We start from the raw sequence: 14,258 nt of genomic DNA, 5'->3' as shown, positions 1-14,258 counted from the left end.
TGGTCGGCGACGAGCAGGTGGGGGTCGTGGAGAAGCTCGACCTGCTGCGTGAGGCCCTGCGGCGCTGACGTGGCGGCCACCCCTGCAAGCGCTTTTGCACCTCTGCGTGTCCGGATGCGCAGGATTCTGCCCGACTTAGTGCCTGAATCCTCCAGAGTTTTAAAGAGGGAATCCTGACCTGCGGTTTTGTGGACCGGCAAATGAACTCTGGAGGATCTGAGCACTAAGCTCTCGCCGAGGACGCCGCTCGATGGCCGGATTGGCCCGCCGCCCCCGCCGAAACTCGTCATGCGGGGGCGCATCGGCCGTGCGAGAGTCTCCGCGTGAATCAATCCACGGGGGAACACGGGGAAAATCGCGGCAAGACAACGCAGTCGAAGTCGGTGAAGCCGAAAAGGCGCAAACGCCTGCGCGAAATCGGCGGCAAGCTGACGGGCATCCAGCCGGGCACCATCCGCACGCGGCGCCAACTCCTTGACGGCGGCATGACCCGCCTGGAGCTCGAGCGAGCGCTGGTGAACGGAACGATCGCCCGAGTCGAGCGCGGGCGATACCGCTTCGAGGTCTCGGGCCTGCGGACCCGGATGGGCCTGGTCCTCGCGGCGGCCCCGGACGCGGTCTTCTCCCACCGGGTCGCGGCGCATCTCCACGGCCTGCGGAAGCGGGAGCCAGATTACATGGATGTTGTCGTCCCGCCGTCGCGCCGGGACGTCGCCGGGTGCCTGACCAGGCGGCGCGAGTCCGTGCAGGTCAACACGATCGACGGCGTGCCGGTGACGTCGCTGGCGGAAACTCTCGTCGATCTTCTCGAACTGTGGGGTCCCGAGGCGGTGGCGGACGCGCTCGACCGGAAGCTGCCGACGGTGGCGTCGCGAAGCAGTCTTTTGCATGACCTCGAAGAATTGCCCGCCCACCAGCGCAATCGCCTGCGTCCTCTGGTCGAGTGGGCCCCGGAGCGCCGGCGTTCGCTGAAGGAGGGGCGACTGGCGCGTGCGCTGAACCTGCGCGGCTACGAAATCGAGCTGAACCAGTGGATCGGGCCGTACGAGTGGGACCTCGTGCATGTGGCGGCGCGGCTGGTCATCGAGTTCGATTCGAAGAAGTTCCACATGGACGAGGACGTTTTCCGCGAGGATCGCGCGCGACAGAACAACGTCGTGCGCAGGGGTTTCGCGATTCTGCGCTACACGGACGATGATCTGTGGCTGCGTTTCGACGAGGTCATCACCGAGATTTCCCGCACCATCGATCAGCTGCTCGGCGGCCCGCGCGTCGAGGGGGAGTGGGACGTGCGCCGGTGCCGCGACCTCTACTTCGAGCGCTGGGACCGGATGGAGCATTGGGAGCGCGATCGCGAGTGGGCCGGGGCCTGACGACTTGGGCGGGGGCTTAGTGCTCGGATCCTCCAGACTTTTTGCGCGGGGTCCCGCGAACTGGGGTTTTGCGGGGGCGACTTTGGGGTCTGGAGGATTCGGGCACTAAGCCCGTGGCGCCGGTGGTTTTGTCGAGGGCGGCGCGCGGTGGCGTAGGCTTCCGTTCCGTGCACAAGGCCAACGACGACTTCACCAGCGACGACCGCGCGAACGATGCGGGGCGCAATGCCGCGAACGCCACCGACGCGAACGACGTGACCGATGCGACCAACGCAGCCGAAGGCAACGGCGGCGCGAACGATGCCACCAACGCCGCCGACGGCTCCGCCGGCATCCGCGCCGAGAAGTCCGCGACGGCACCGCTGGCCGACAAGCCGCGCGACGAGCACGGTCTGATGATCCAGATGACGCGCTTCATCATCTCCGGCGTCATCGCGGCGGTGGTCGACTTCGGCACGTTGATCATCATGAACTGGGTGTTCGGCGTCGACCGCACGGTGTCGAAGGCGGTCGCCTGGGTGTTTGGCACGATCACGGCGTACATGATCAATCGGCGGTGGACGTTCAGGGCGGAGGCGTCGGGGAAGCGTCTGGCGGCGGTGGCGGCGCTGTATCTGACCACGTTCGCGGTGCAGAACGCGATTTTCTGGGCGGCGCCGTTCCTGCTGGTGGATCAGTGGGGCTGGGGCCGCGGGCTCAGCGACACGGTGGCGTTCGTGGTGGCGCAGGGCGTGGCGACGGTCGTGAACTTCATCGTGCAGCGCACCGTCATCTTCAAGGTCAAGTAATAGACTGCTTTACGACGCCCACCTGCCCGTAAACCGCCCGCCACGTGCGCGATGGCGGGGATCTCCGGCCCATCGGTGACCGCCGGTCACGGCGAAGGCGGCCGGCGCGCGGGCCGGAACGGGTGAAGGCGGCGGGCGCGTCGGCGGGCGGTTCGCGGTCGGCTCGCTACCCTGGGGCCGTGAGCAACTCCAGCGATAACGTCGATTTCACCGCCGATGCCACCGCAAACGCCGATGACGGTGCGGGGGCCGCGACCACGGCGGAGGCCGGTCAAGGTGCGGGGGCGAAGGGCACCGGCACCATCGACCCGGCCGAGGGCATGATCGTCCAGCGCGTGCTGTTCGCGCCGCCCGCCGATTGGATCGACCCGGACCTGTATTTCACGGTCGAGGGCGGCGCGGGTGCGGGCGCCGGCACGGGCGGCGGCGTGGTGCCGTCGCGCACGGGCATCGAGCTGGGCCCCCATGTCACGGTGGCCACGGACACGTACTTCGGCCGGTTCCGGGCGTCGCAGTGGCAGCGCTGGACCACGATTCCCGAGGTGACCATCCGCGGCCGAGCCTCCGGTGACGTCCGCATCCGCGCGTACACCGAGGACATCGGCGGCCACCTGCGTCTGGAGGCCTCGCACGCCCGGGCGTCGGCGGCGGACATCGCCACCTCCCCGGAAGTCGACGTCGAGCTGACGGTGCCGCTGGACCGCTTCGCCGACGGCGGCGCCATCCACGTCGTCGTCGACTCCGCGGACAAGGGCGGCGCGGTCTCCGACCTGCGGTACACGGTGGCGGCGGACCAGGTGCGGCGGGACATCCCGACGGACATCGTCATCTGCTCCTTCAACCGCCCCGTCGACTGCGCGAACACCGTGGCCACGCTCGCCGACGATCTCGCCGCACTCGACCGCGTCCGCACCATCCGGGTGGTCGACCAGGGCGATCAGCACCCCGAGGACGAGGCCGACTTCCAGCGGGCACGGCAGATTCTGGGTGAGCGGCTGGACGTCGTAAAGCAGCCCAATCTTGGTGGGGCAGGCGGGTTCTCGCGAGGCATGCGCGACGCGACGGCGGCCGGCGACTGCCAGATCCTGCTCACCGACGACGACATCCGCCCCGAGCCCGAGACCACGCTGCGCCTGTCCGCGCTGGCGTGCTGCGCGGCCAAGCCGATGCTGCTGGGCGCGCAGATGCTGTTCCTCTACAACCCGACGCACCTGTTCCGCACCGGCGAGGTCTACGACTGGAAGTCGCTGACAGTCCTGGAAAACGACGACCTCTACGCCAAGGCCGACGTCGACGTCCGCGAGAACCACCAGCTGCGCCGCCTCGGCGTGGACTACAACGCCTGGTGGACGTGCCTCGTGCCGTCGCAGGTCGTCGAGGAAATCGGGCTCGCGCTGCCCCTGTTCTTCCAGTACGACGACATCGACTTCGGGTACCGCGCGGCAAAGGCGGGCTTTCCGACGGACACCGTCCCCGGCGCCGCCGTGTGGCACGCGGACTTCTACTGGAAGGACGTGGAGAACGCGGCGCAGTACTTTGGGCTGCGCAACGGGCTGATCGCCACGACGATGCACGGGCCGGTGACCGCGAAGGACATGGTGGGCACCGTGTCCCGCCGCATCCTGTCGAACATCGTGTCCATGCGCTACGGCCTGGCGTGGACCCAGATGGAGGCCGTCAAGGACATGCTGCGCGGCCCGTCCGTGCTGGACGAGGCGTCGCAGGGCGACTTCGGGCGCATCTCCGCCGGCCGCGCCGACTACCCGGAGACCAAGCTGCTGCCGCTGTCGGACATGCCCGCGGGCCTGTCGCCGGTGCGCCCGCCGACGCGGGAAATCGCCAGCGACGACCAGACCTTCGCCAAGCGCGTCGCCTACACGCAGCTGGGCAAGAAGCGCCCCGGCCCCGTGGCCGTCGCCTTCGAGGACGCGTTCTGGTGGCACATCTCCACCTTCGACGAGGTGTGGGTCACCGACGCCTCGCAGTCGGGCGTCCGCCGCCTGGTCCGCGACCGCGACCGCGAGCTGAAGCTGCGCTCCGAGCTGCTCGGCCTCATGCGCCGCCTCAACTCCGAGTGGGATTCCGTCCGCGACCAGTGGCGCGCCGCGGTTCCGGAGCTGACCAGCGCCGACAATTGGGAGAAGTTCTTCCGGGGCTAGTCGGCCGCCCCATCACGCGCGACGACCCGGGCCCCTCGCGGAGCCCGGGTCGCGTCATGTCCGGGGCTAGTCTTCCTGCTTCTTCGGGCGGAAGCGCTCGAAGTTCTCGCGGCGGCCGCGGCGGTGCAGCGCCCACCAGCGCACGAAGCCGGGGACGTCGCGGCGTTGGACCAGGAAGAACCACGCGAAGCGGGCGTACTCCTGGGGCAGCAGCTTGCGCATGCCGGGCTGGCTCATCAGGTAGCCGCGGTTGCGGTAGGTGAAGTAGCGCTTGAAATCGTCCGCCGGGTACTGCGTGTGCATGCGGCCGCCGAGGATCGGGTGGAACTCCTCCGTGCCCGACGGGTGCAGGTACGCGGTGGTCAGGCAGGTGCCGAAGCGCAGCCCCGACCGGGCGAGCCGCCGGTGGAACTCGACCTCGTCGCCGCGGATGAACAGGCGGTAGTCGGGCACGCCCAGGCGCTCCAGCGACGCCGCCGTGAACAGTGCGCCGTTGAACAGGCTGGCGATGCCCGGCAGCAGATCGTGGTCGTCGTCGGTGCACTCGAGGTCGTCCGGCAGCGCCAGCCCGGTGGCGGCCTCCTGGTCGGCGAAACCGGTGAACCACACGCGGCCGTCCGTGTCCTCCACGCGGGGCAGGTTGGGGTTGGCGTCGTCGGCGAGCAGCTCGGAGCGGTTGCGACGCCAGGTCAGGCCGCGGCGCAGGGGGAACGCGAGCTTCTCGGGGTCGTCGATGTTGCAGACGACGGGCGACACTTGGTCGAGGTCATGGCGCGCGGCGCAGTCGTGCAGCTTCTCCAGGACGGTGGTGTCCTCGGGCCGGCCGTCGTCGTCGGCGCACCAGATCCAGTCCGCGCCGAGCGCGAGGGCGTGCAGCATGCCGTAGGCGAAACCGCCGGCGCCGCCGAGGTTCGTCTTCGACCCCAGGTAGATCGTCCGCGGGCCGCCATCGGCGCTCGCGTCGGCGGACTGCACGACGGTGCGCACGCGCGCGTCATCGCCGTTGTCCACGACGATGACCCACTCGGGGGCGTGCGTCTGCCCGACGAGGATGTCCAGGGAACCGGTCAGTTCCCGCAGGCGGTTGTGCGTGACGACGACGACGGCGGTGCTGCTTTTCGGTCCCTCGGTCATGGCGTCATCTTCCCACACCGCCCGGCGACGGCGGTGGTGCGGGGCGGCGCGGTCGGCTACAGCGGCCGGTGGCCCCGCTCGTCGCGGATGCGGCGCACGGCGTCGGCGGCCTCCTTGCCCTCGTAGGCCTCCACGACCTCGTCGACCAGGCCGACCTGGCGGATTTCGCCGTGGTCGATCCACAGCGCCGTGTCGCACAGCTGCGCCAGGAACTCGTTGGAGTGCGACGCGAAAACCAGCAGGCCCGACCGCTCCACCAATGCGGTGAGGCGGTCGCGCGCCTTGGCCATGAAAGCGGAGTCCACGGCGCCGATGCCCTCGTCGAGAAGCAGAATCTCAGGCTCGATGGACGTGACCACGCCCAGGGCCAGGCGCACGCGCATGCCGGTGGAATAGGTGCGCAGCGGCATGTGCAGGTAATCGCCGAGCTCGGTGAAATCGGCGATGTCGTCGAGCTTGTCCTTCATCTGCTTGCGCGTCTGGCCCAGGAACAGGCCGCGGATGATGATGTTCTCCATGCCGGAGATCTCCGGGTCCATGCCCACGCCCAAGTCGAAGACCGGTGCGACGCGGCCGCGGACGTCCGCGCTGCCTCGCGTCGGCTCGTAGATGCCCGACAGCAGGCGCAGCAGCGTCGACTTGCCGGCGCCGTTGTGCCCCACCAGGCCGACGCGATCGCCCTCGCGCAGGTGCAGGTTGATGTTCTTCAGCGCCTCGACGACCACCACGTTGGAGTCGTTGCGGCCGATCGCCCCGCCCGCGGCGCCCAGGAACGCCTTCTTCATGGACCGCGACTTGGCGTCGAAGATCGGGAAATCGACGCAGGCGTCGTACGTGTCGATGCTCACCATGTTCGTGCTCCGTTCGTCTCGTCCGTGATCCCGTTACACCCAGTAGCTCACGCGCGAACGCCACTGGCGCATGGCCAGCAGCGCCAGCAGCAGGCCGGCGACGGTGCAGCCCAGCACGATCCACCAGTGGTAGGCGTCGAGCGGCTGGCCCGTCAGCGGGGCGCGGACGATCTCCAGGTAGTGGTACAGCGGGTTGAGCTCGGCGATGCGCGCCCGCTCGGCGACGGCGCCGCCCTGGTCCTCCAGCGTCTTCGTGGTCCACACGATCGGCGTCATGTAGAACACCAGCTGGATCATCGAATCCAGCAGCGGCGCCACGTCGCGGTAGCGGGTGGCCACGATGCCGAAGAACATGGTCACCCACACGCCGTTGACCACCAGCAGCGCCAGCGCCGGGATGGCCAGGAAGAAGTCCCAGCCCAGGTCCGGCCGGAACACGGCCACGAGGATCACCCAGATGACCATGTTGTGCGCCAGGAACAGCAGCTGCCGCCACACCAGGCGGTAGACGTGCACGCTCAGCGCCGACGGCAACTGTTTGATCAGGCCCTCGTTCTCGATGAAGACCGTCGAGCCCTCCTTGACGCACCCGGAGATGAAGCCCCAGATGATCAGGCCGACGGTCACGTGCGGCAGGAAGTACGACAGCTCCTGCTGGAACAGCAGCGAGTACAGCAGGCCCAGCGCCACGGCCATCGCGCCGGTGGCGATGGTGATCCACAGCGGGCCCAGCGTCGACCTCCGGTAGCGCTGCTTGATGTCCTGCCAGCCCAGCTGCAGCCACAGCTGCCGCTGGCCGTAACCGCGGGTCAGGTCCTTCCACGCCGCCGCGACCGTGCGCGACCGGGATCGCGGCGGGGCCGCGACGTCGCCGGGGCCGGTCATGCGGGCGACGTCGGCCCGCAATCCGGTGGACGGGTGACCTGGTTGTTCTGCGTTCGTCACGGAGTCCAACCTACCCGGCGGGGCACCCGTGGCCCTACCCGCCGTCGTATCCGCGGAGGATGACGGGCATACTGTTCTGCATGTGGTCGGGCCCCCGCGGGGTTGTGCGGGGTCCGGCTTTATCTTGGGCGGGCGCGGTCGGTATTCTGTCGCTCCTGCCGGGGTTCGGCAGTATTGGCGCTTGCGACCGGAAAGGGTGGTCATGGCCTTCGACGTGCCCACGACCAGGGGTTACTACTCGTCCCTGTCCGATGGATGGACGTACCTCAACGGTGGGGAGCGCGCCCAGATTCCGGAGCGCGTGCTGTCCACCATGGCCACCGCGTTCCGCGCCGCGCCGAAGTCCCTGCCGGGCGAGGCCGCGTCGGGTTCGCATTCGCGCGGGCAGGAGGCCGGTATCACGGCGGGCCATCAGTTCGCGGCGATGGCGCGCCGGGCGTTCGCGGACGTCGCGGGCGGCCGGGTGGAGGGCGTGGTCCTCGGCCCGTCGCGCGAGGCGCTGGTGCACATGCTGATGCAGGCGATGGGCCGCCGCCTGTCGCTGGGCACGGGGATGGTGCTCACCCGCACGGGTGATCCGGTGTCGCAGGTTCCGTTCCGCCGCGCGGCCGACATGTTCGGTGCGCGGGTGCGGTTCGCGGAGGCCGATCTGTCCACGGGCGCGGTGCCGGCCTGGCAGTTCGACGAGCTGGTCGACGCCGATACGCGTCTGGTGGTCGTCCCCGCCGCGGATCCGTACGTCGGCGCGGTCGCGCCGGTGGCGGAGATTTCGCGCATCGTCCGCGCCAATTCGCGGGCGTCGGTGCTTGTCGACGCCTGCGCGTACGCCCCCTACCGCGTCGTCGACATGAACCGGATGGGCGCGGACATCGTGCTCCTCGACGCGGCGTCGTGGGGCGGCCCGGAGGTGTCTGCGCTGGTGTTCCGCGATCCGGCGCTGCTCGACCGCCTGACGTCGATGTCGCTGGTGCCGGGAGCCCGCGGCCGCCGTCGCCTCGAGGTCACGCCGGTGGCCCCGTCGCTGCTGGGCGGGGTGTCGGAGTCCGTCCGCCACCTGGCCGACCTGGATTCGACCGCGCGGGGCACGCGCCGCCACCGGATCGAAACGTCGATGCCGCAGGTGGGCGACTACTTGGCGACGCTCACGTCGCGCCTCATCGACGCCTTGGGCAATTTGGATCAGGTCCACATCATCGGCGTCGACGGCGAGGGTTCCGAGGACGGCGACGCCGATTCTGGCGCCGTCGACCGCATCCCCCGCGTCAGCTTCATGGTCGTCGACGTCCCCGCCGCGACCGTGGTGCGCCGCCTGCTGGACAATCAGCTGGTCACCAGCTCCGTGGCGCCGGGCGGGTCCGCACTGCTCGAGGCGATGGGCGTCATGGAGGCCGGCGGCGCCGTCACCGTGGGCCTGCAGCCGTTCAACACCCCCCACGACATCGACCAGCTGGTCCGCGCCGTCGCCTCGCTGGGCTAGTTCGCCCGCGTCTCAGCTGACGGGCACCCCTCGGCTGGTCGGCCGAGCCTCGGCCGCCCCTGCAAGGTGCGGCCACCGCCCGGCTGGGCGGCGCCTCGGGTGGGCGGTGGCCGTCGTAAAGCGACCGACCGCTACTCGCCGACCACGAGCACGATCTTGCCGGTGACCTCGCCGGAATCCAGCAGCTCGTGGGCCTTCGCCGTATCGCGGATGTCCATGGTCGCGTGGATCTGATCGGTGATCGTGCCGTTCTCCAGCAGCGGCCACACGACGTCCTCCGTCGCCGACACGATCCGCGCCTTGTCCGCCTTGTCGCGGTAGCGCAGGCCCGTCGCCGTGATCGAGCCGCGCTTCGACAGCAGGCGGCCGATGTTCAGCTCGCCCTTCACGCCGCCCTGCATGCCGATGATCACCATGTGCCCGTCCATCGCCAGCGCCTTGACGTTGCGGTCCAGGTACTTCGCGCCCATGATGTCCAGGATCACGTTCGCACCGCCGTGCTCCTTGAGCACGTCCTCGAACGCCTCCTCGCGGTAATTGATCAGGATGTCCGCGCCCAGCTCGCGGCAGCGCTCCAGCTTCTCCGCGCTGCCCGCCGTCACCGCCACCGTCGCGCCCAGCGACTTGGCCAGCTGGATCGCGAACGTGCCGATGCCGCCCGCGCCGCCGTGCACCAGCAGCGTGTCGCCCTCCTTCAGGCCCGCGACCATGACGATGTTCGAGTACACCGTGCACGCCACCTCCGGCATCGCCACCGCGCGCTCGAGCTCCCAGCCCTCCGGCACCGGCAGCAGCTGGCCGACCGGCACCGCCGCGTACTCCGCGAAACCGCCGCCCGACAGCAGGCAGCAGACCTCGTCGCCGACCTGCCAGCCGGCGGCGTTGTCACCGACCTTCTCGATGACGCCCGCGCACTCCAGGCCCAGAATGTCCGTCACGCCCTTCGGCGGCGGGTAATGCCCGCGGGCCTGCAGGATGTCGGCGCGGTTGACGGCCGCGGCGCGGACCTTCACCAACACCTCGCCATCGCCGATCTCGGGGGTCGGGGCGTCGCCCCACTCCAGGGCGCGCGGGTCGTCGGGGTTGGTCTGGATGATCGCCTTCATGAAAACCACCTTAACCACCGTTAGCGACTTTGTGGTCGAGGTCACGCGGGTGGCGGGGTGCGGGGGCGGGCAGGTTGGGTTTGGGGCGGGTTTGGGGCGGCGGCCGGGGGCGTGGCTAGTATTGGGAGGTCCGCGATCGGCGGGCGGGGAAGTGTGGCAGAGCGGCCGAATGCACTCGCCTTGAAAGCGAGCGTCCTTCACCGGACCGGGGGTTCAAATCCCTCCACTTCCGCGGTTTGTGACGAGCGCCCCGGCGCAGCTTCGGCTGCGGCCGGGGCTTTCGCGTCGTTGCGGCCGGCTTCGTGTGGGTCGGCCTGGGGGTTCGGGCTTGGGGCTGGGGGCGGGCGTCGTCAAGCTGCTTTGCGACGCCCACCCGCATCCCCTTCGCCCGACACCTTCCATGGGTCCGGAATCCCCACTTGTGTCCCCATTTTTGTCCCCACAGTCGCTGGCCCATCGGTTCTCTGCGTCGTCCGCGAATCATCCACGCGCAGTCGGTCGCCCCATGCGCCCCATGCGCCCCGGACAGCGGTGATCGCCGTCGCCGGGCCTGGAGTTAGTTGCACAGCGCAGCCACACGATTTCGCGTCCTGGGCTTTTATCGGCGTTCACTCGGCGTGTGGCTGCATTTGTCGACTAAGGGGTGTTCCGGCGGTGAGAGGGTCGGTCGAGGTGGGGTCGGCGAGGGGGCCGGGCGGGCTCGATGCGGGATTCGGTGGCGTCGCAGGAGGGAAGTGGGGGCCGGGTGGCGGTGGGGCTTCGTGTGGGGCCTGTGTCGTGAGCGGGTGAATGGAGTAGTGACACGCATCACATTCGGGCGTACGCTTTTGGCAAGAATTAACGGCGTTTCCCGTATTTGCGGAGACGGCGCCGGTGCATGCGGAGGCTCCGAATCAGGCCGGGGCGAAGCGGAAAACCGGTGGCGAACAGGTGATTCGGGAAATGTCGGGAAATTCTGGGCAAGTCCGGGAACATTTCCGGCCGGCCCGTGCATCACATCGTCGAAGGCGGCGGGCGCACGGCCCGCCGGCCGAACCCCGACCACGAACCGGAAAGGCGAAGAGTCATGAACGACCGGAATTACGGATACGGCGACAATCCCGGAGGCGACGGCGTCCCCGGCGGCGACGGCACCCAGGGCTACGGCTCGCAGGGCGGCGGCTACGGCGCCGGCGGATCGAATGGCCCGGGCGGTGGCGGCTACGGCGGCCAGGGCGCGTCGGGGGATCCGTACTCGCAGGGCGGCGGCCCCTCGAACCCGTACGCCAGCCCGCAGTCCCGGTACGGTGCGCAGGGCGGATCCGGCGGGCCGGGAGGTCCGGGTGGCCCGGATGGTCCCGGCGGACATGGCGGCTACGGCGGTCCCGGCAATTCCGGCGGCCCGAACGGCCCGGGTGGTCCCGACAATCCGGGCGGCCCCTACGGTGCAGGCGGTCCGAACGGTCCTGCCGGCCCGGGCGGCCCGAACAATCCGGGAGGCCCGTACGGCTCGGGCGGTTCGAGCGGCTACGAGGGCCCGTCCAGCGTCAACTCGGCCTCGTCGGGCTCGGGCGGCTCGGGCGGCGGCAACAAGGGCCTGCTGATCGGCATCGCGGCGCTGGTGGTCATCATCGCGCTGGTCGCGGCGGCGTTCATGTTCATGGGCGGCGACGACGACACCGAAAACACGGCCGAGGGCACCGACACGACGGCCACGGAAACGGCCGCGACCACCACGGATGGTTCGGACGCCGCCACGACGGGCGAGGACGAAACGACGACGGCGGAAGCGTCGTCAAGCCCCGCGGCGGCGGGCGACCCGGGCGACGGCAGCCTTGCGGAGCCGTACGCCAGCGCGGTGCCGGCGTACGTGCGCGACCACGTGCGCTCGTGCAACACGGGCACGGTGACCATCACGTCCTACGACACGAACGTCGCGGACCGCACGGTGTCGGGCATGCGCTGCTCGGGCACGTCTGGCAGCCTGATCGAGGGCAACAACGTCGAGATGATCGACGACGACGAGTTCGCGAAGTCCGCCACCGACCAGGCCCGCACGATGGACTACGAGGTGATCAAGGACGAGGGCGGCGTGAAGCTCGTCGCCGCGGCGTACGACGGCGGTTCCAGCAAGATCTTCTGGGCCGACGAGAACAAGGGCATCTCGATGGAGCTGTACCCGTTCGACACGCTCGAGGATGCGAAGGCCGCCGCCGAGCAGATGAAGTAGCGGCGCGGTTCGGATAGGGCGAAGGCCCCGGGTTGTTCCCGGGGCCTTCGTCGTGCGCTTCTTGCTTTGCGACGCCCATGCGCACCCTTTGCGGCCTGGGCGTCAAAGGGGCGGGGCGTCGGCGGGGCGTCTGCGGCGGGGCCTTGGATGCGGTGGTGTTACTTCTGTGCCGGGCGGCGGATTTCGCCGTCGGGGTAGCGGGCGACGCGGCCTTCGCCGTGGGGGAGGACGGGGCCGTCGGAGTCGAGGTGCCACTGGCCGAAGCGGCCGGCGCGGTAGTCCTGGATTGCGTCGATGATGCCCTCGCGGGTGTTGGCGACGAAGGGTCCCTGCTGGACGACGGGCGCGCCGATCGGGCGGCCCTGCAGCACGAGGAACGCGGCGCCCTCGTCGCCGGCGGTGACGGTGACGGCGGCGGGCTCGAGGACGGCGGCGTCGTAGCCGAGTTCCTGTCCGTCGACGGTCAGCGCGCCGCCGTAGTTGTAGAGGGTGCGCACGGCGGACTCGTCGAAGGCGGGCAGCTCGGTGCTGGCGCCGGGGTCGAGGGTGACGATCCAGATGGCCACGTGGTTCTCCGGCCGCGCGGCCCACGAGCGCGGCGGCGGGGTGAGGGCTCGGACGCCGTCGATCTCGCCGGCGATGACGCGGAACCGGGCCTTCGCGCCGTCGTCGCCGCGCTCGACGATGGGGGTGTCCTCGGCCCAGAACATGTCGAAGTGCGGGTCGGCGTCCTTGTCCTCGGGAGCCAGGTTGAGCCAGATCTGAAACAGCTCGAGGGGGTTGCGATCCTCCGCGTTCAGCAGCGGGAACATCTCGGAGTGGGAAATGCCGGCGCCGGCGGTGAGCCACTGGGTGTCGCCCTGGCCGAAGCGGGCGGTGGCGCCGAGGGAGTCGGAGTGGTCGATGAAGCCCTCGAGGGCGACGGTGACGGTCTCGAAGCCGCGGTGCGGGTGCTGGGGGAAACCGGGCACGGTGGCGCCGTGGTACATGGACCAGCCGTCGAGGCCGGAGAAGTCCTGGCCGATGTTTCGGCCGGTCAGCGGGGCATCGGGGCGCATGGACTCGCCGTCGGCGGCGGGGTAGTCGTCGCGGTGGTGGGCGGTGAACAGGAACGGGTCGATCCCTGGCCACTGGTTCTGCAGGGGGACGACCTGGCGGATGGCGGACATGGTGCTCCTTTGCTGGCGGGTTCGCGCGCTTCACGACGATGTTGTCACATCATCAAACGCGGGGCAATGGCCATCTATTCCCACTGCGCGGTGATGTCCCATTTGGCCCGCTCGCCGCCTTGCTTTCGGCGCAGTCCGGCGTGCGCCATGTCGCGGCCCGTGGAATTCGCGGCGCCGGGTGCCCTCGAATCGGTGTATTCGTCACCGAAACGGGCGTGACGGGTGGTGCTTAAGTGACTATTGGGGTTTGATCAGGTTCTGGTGATGTCACCGAACGCCGTTGATCCGCATGTCGTCCGGTTCGTCGCCAAGTCCATCGACAGTGGGCGGGTGCCGCGCCAGCGCGGGCCGTGGCCCCACATGAGTTCCACCCTGAGAGGAATCCCATGCGCACTCGAGTTTCCCGCGCCGGCCGCGCCCTTCGCCCCGTCGCCGTCGCCGGCATCGCCCTCGGCCTCATGGCCGGCGCCGCCGCACCGGCCTCGGCCCAGTCCGAGCTTCCCGACGTCCCCGACATCCCGCCGGGGGTCATCCAGGCCATCCCCGGCATGCCCGATCTCAGCCCGATCATGCCGAGCCTGCCGGAGTCTACCGGCGAAAAGGTCGAGCTGGGCCGCGCCAACCCGTCCCTGCCGTTCGTCGGCACCGTCTACGACGCGACGCTGAACAAGCAGGTCGTCGCCGGCCAGCGCGTCCTGCCGGGCGGCCTGGTCACCGTGCGCCTGGAGGTCGCGGGCAACGGCGGCCACACCTTCGTCCGCGAGCTGCGCAACGTCATGCCCGCCGGCTTCGAGCTGGTGTCCGTCATGCGCATGAAGGACAACGCGCTCGGCGAGGCCGCGCACATCCTGTCGGAGGAGGAGTACGAGGTCGTCGAGCGCGAGGCCGATGGTCTGCGCGAGGTGAAGGTCTCGTGGAACGAGAAGGGCGTCCTGGGCCTTTACCAGGACAATCCGCGCATCGAGAAGGGCCAGTCGATCGTCGTCGACTTCGTCTACCGCGCCCCGATGGAGCCGGGCGATTACGAGCACGGCGGCGTCATGCGCG

11 protein-coding genes and 1 tRNA gene are annotated in these 14,258 nt (G+C 69.7%); 7 read left to right on the top strand and 5 right to left on the bottom strand.

Annotation, left to right across the window (positions count from 1 at the left end; translation table 11 throughout):
* The first annotated feature begins 383 nt into the window (after positions 1-383).
* The 3 genes from GX015_RS06420 to GX015_RS06410 all read left to right on the top strand — a co-directional run bounded on the left by GX015_RS06420 (position 384) and on the right by GX015_RS06410 (position 4,320).
* Positions 384-1,373: a DUF559 domain-containing protein gene (locus GX015_RS06420; protein ID WP_291343701.1), complete on the top strand. Its 990-nt coding sequence runs from the start codon at positions 384-386 to the stop codon at positions 1,371-1,373.
* A 167-nt stretch (positions 1,374-1,540) separates the two neighbouring features.
* A complete protein-coding gene (locus GX015_RS06415; protein WP_291343700.1) occupies positions 1,541-2,161 on the top strand; it encodes a GtrA family protein in 621 nt (206 codons plus the stop codon).
* Between the two features lie 179 nt (positions 2,162-2,340).
* A complete protein-coding gene (locus tag GX015_RS06410) occupies positions 2,341-4,320 on the top strand; it encodes a glycosyltransferase (RefSeq protein ID WP_291343699.1) in 1,980 nt (659 codons plus the stop codon).
* Positions 4,321-4,386: 66 nt separating this feature from the next.
* Here the strand turns inward: GX015_RS06410 and GX015_RS06405 are convergent, their stop codons facing one another.
* The 3 genes from GX015_RS06405 to GX015_RS06395 are packed head-to-tail and all read right to left on the bottom strand — an operon-like array spanning position 4,387 to position 7,190.
* Positions 4,387-5,454 carry a glycosyltransferase family 2 protein gene (locus GX015_RS06405; protein ID WP_291343697.1) on the bottom strand — a complete coding sequence of 356 codons (1,068 nt, stop codon included), beginning with the start codon at positions 5,452-5,454 and terminating at the stop codon, positions 4,387-4,389.
* A 56-nt stretch (positions 5,455-5,510) separates the two neighbouring features.
* Positions 5,511-6,305: an ABC transporter ATP-binding protein gene (locus GX015_RS06400; RefSeq protein WP_102212672.1), complete on the bottom strand. Its 795-nt coding sequence runs from the start codon at positions 6,303-6,305 to the stop codon at positions 5,511-5,513.
* Positions 6,306-6,338: 33 nt separating this feature from the next.
* Positions 6,339-7,190 carry an ABC transporter permease gene (locus tag GX015_RS06395; protein ID WP_291343702.1) on the bottom strand — a complete coding sequence of 284 codons (852 nt, stop codon included), beginning with the start codon at positions 7,188-7,190 and terminating at the stop codon, positions 6,339-6,341.
* Between the two features lie 262 nt (positions 7,191-7,452).
* On the opposite strand from GX015_RS06395, the gene GX015_RS06390 reads away from it, so the two are divergent.
* Entirely contained in the window at positions 7,453-8,727 is a 1,275-nt protein-coding gene (locus tag GX015_RS06390; RefSeq protein WP_291343694.1) for an aminotransferase class V-fold PLP-dependent enzyme, read from the top strand.
* Positions 8,728-8,858: 131 nt separating this feature from the next.
* Here GX015_RS06390 and GX015_RS06385 read toward each other — a convergent pair whose 3' ends face one another.
* Positions 8,859-9,833 carry an NAD(P)H-quinone oxidoreductase gene (locus tag GX015_RS06385; RefSeq protein ID WP_291343693.1) on the bottom strand — a complete coding sequence of 325 codons (975 nt, stop codon included), beginning with the start codon at positions 9,831-9,833 and terminating at the stop codon, positions 8,859-8,861.
* 147 nt (positions 9,834-9,980) lie between these two features.
* On the opposite strand from GX015_RS06385, the gene GX015_RS06380 reads away from it, so the two are divergent.
* Positions 9,981-10,065: transfer RNA gene (locus tag GX015_RS06380), tRNA-Ser, on the top strand.
* A gap of 834 nt (positions 10,066-10,899) precedes the next feature.
* A complete protein-coding gene (locus tag GX015_RS06375; RefSeq protein ID WP_291343691.1) occupies positions 10,900-12,042 on the top strand; it encodes a hypothetical protein in 1,143 nt (380 codons plus the stop codon).
* A gap of 158 nt (positions 12,043-12,200) precedes the next feature.
* Here the strand turns inward: GX015_RS06375 and GX015_RS06370 are convergent, their stop codons facing one another.
* Positions 12,201-13,211, bottom strand: a complete 1,011-nt coding sequence (locus GX015_RS06370; RefSeq protein ID WP_291343688.1) for a pirin family protein — start codon at positions 13,209-13,211, stop codon at positions 12,201-12,203.
* Between the two features lie 386 nt (positions 13,212-13,597).
* Between GX015_RS06370 and GX015_RS06365 the strand changes: the two genes are divergently transcribed.
* Positions 13,598-14,258 (top strand): hypothetical protein (locus GX015_RS06365; RefSeq protein WP_291343687.1); only part of this gene is annotated, 661 nt, incomplete at its 3' end.

This window comes from Corynebacterium sp., assembly GCF_012837295.1.
Taxonomy (GTDB): domain Bacteria; phylum Actinomycetota; class Actinomycetes; order Mycobacteriales; family Mycobacteriaceae; genus Corynebacterium.
Note: the sequence above shows the minus strand (reverse complement) of the source record. Positions and strands in the feature narration are given on the sequence as shown.

Excerpts from the sequence above, each read along its gene's own strand:
- GX015_RS06370 (WP_291343688.1), bottom strand. The coding sequence starts at position 13,211 with ATGTCCGCCATCCGCCAGGTCGTCCCCCTGCAGAACCAGTGGCCAGGG.
- GX015_RS06400 (WP_102212672.1), bottom strand. The coding sequence starts at position 6,305 with ATGGTGAGCATCGACACGTACGACGCCTGCGTCGATTTCCCGATCTTC.
- GX015_RS06375 (WP_291343691.1), top strand. The coding sequence starts at position 10,900 with ATGAACGACCGGAATTACGGATACGGCGACAATCCCGGAGGCGACGGC.
- GX015_RS06405 (WP_291343697.1), bottom strand. The coding sequence starts at position 5,454 with ATGACCGAGGGACCGAAAAGCAGCACCGCCGTCGTCGTCGTCACGCAC.
- GX015_RS06385 (WP_291343693.1), bottom strand. The coding sequence starts at position 9,833 with ATGAAGGCGATCATCCAGACCAACCCCGACGACCCGCGCGCCCTGGAG.
- GX015_RS06395 (WP_291343702.1), bottom strand. The coding sequence starts at position 7,190 with ATGACCGGCCCCGGCGACGTCGCGGCCCCGCCGCGATCCCGGTCGCGC.
- GX015_RS06390 (WP_291343694.1), top strand. The coding sequence starts at position 7,453 with ATGGCCTTCGACGTGCCCACGACCAGGGGTTACTACTCGTCCCTGTCC.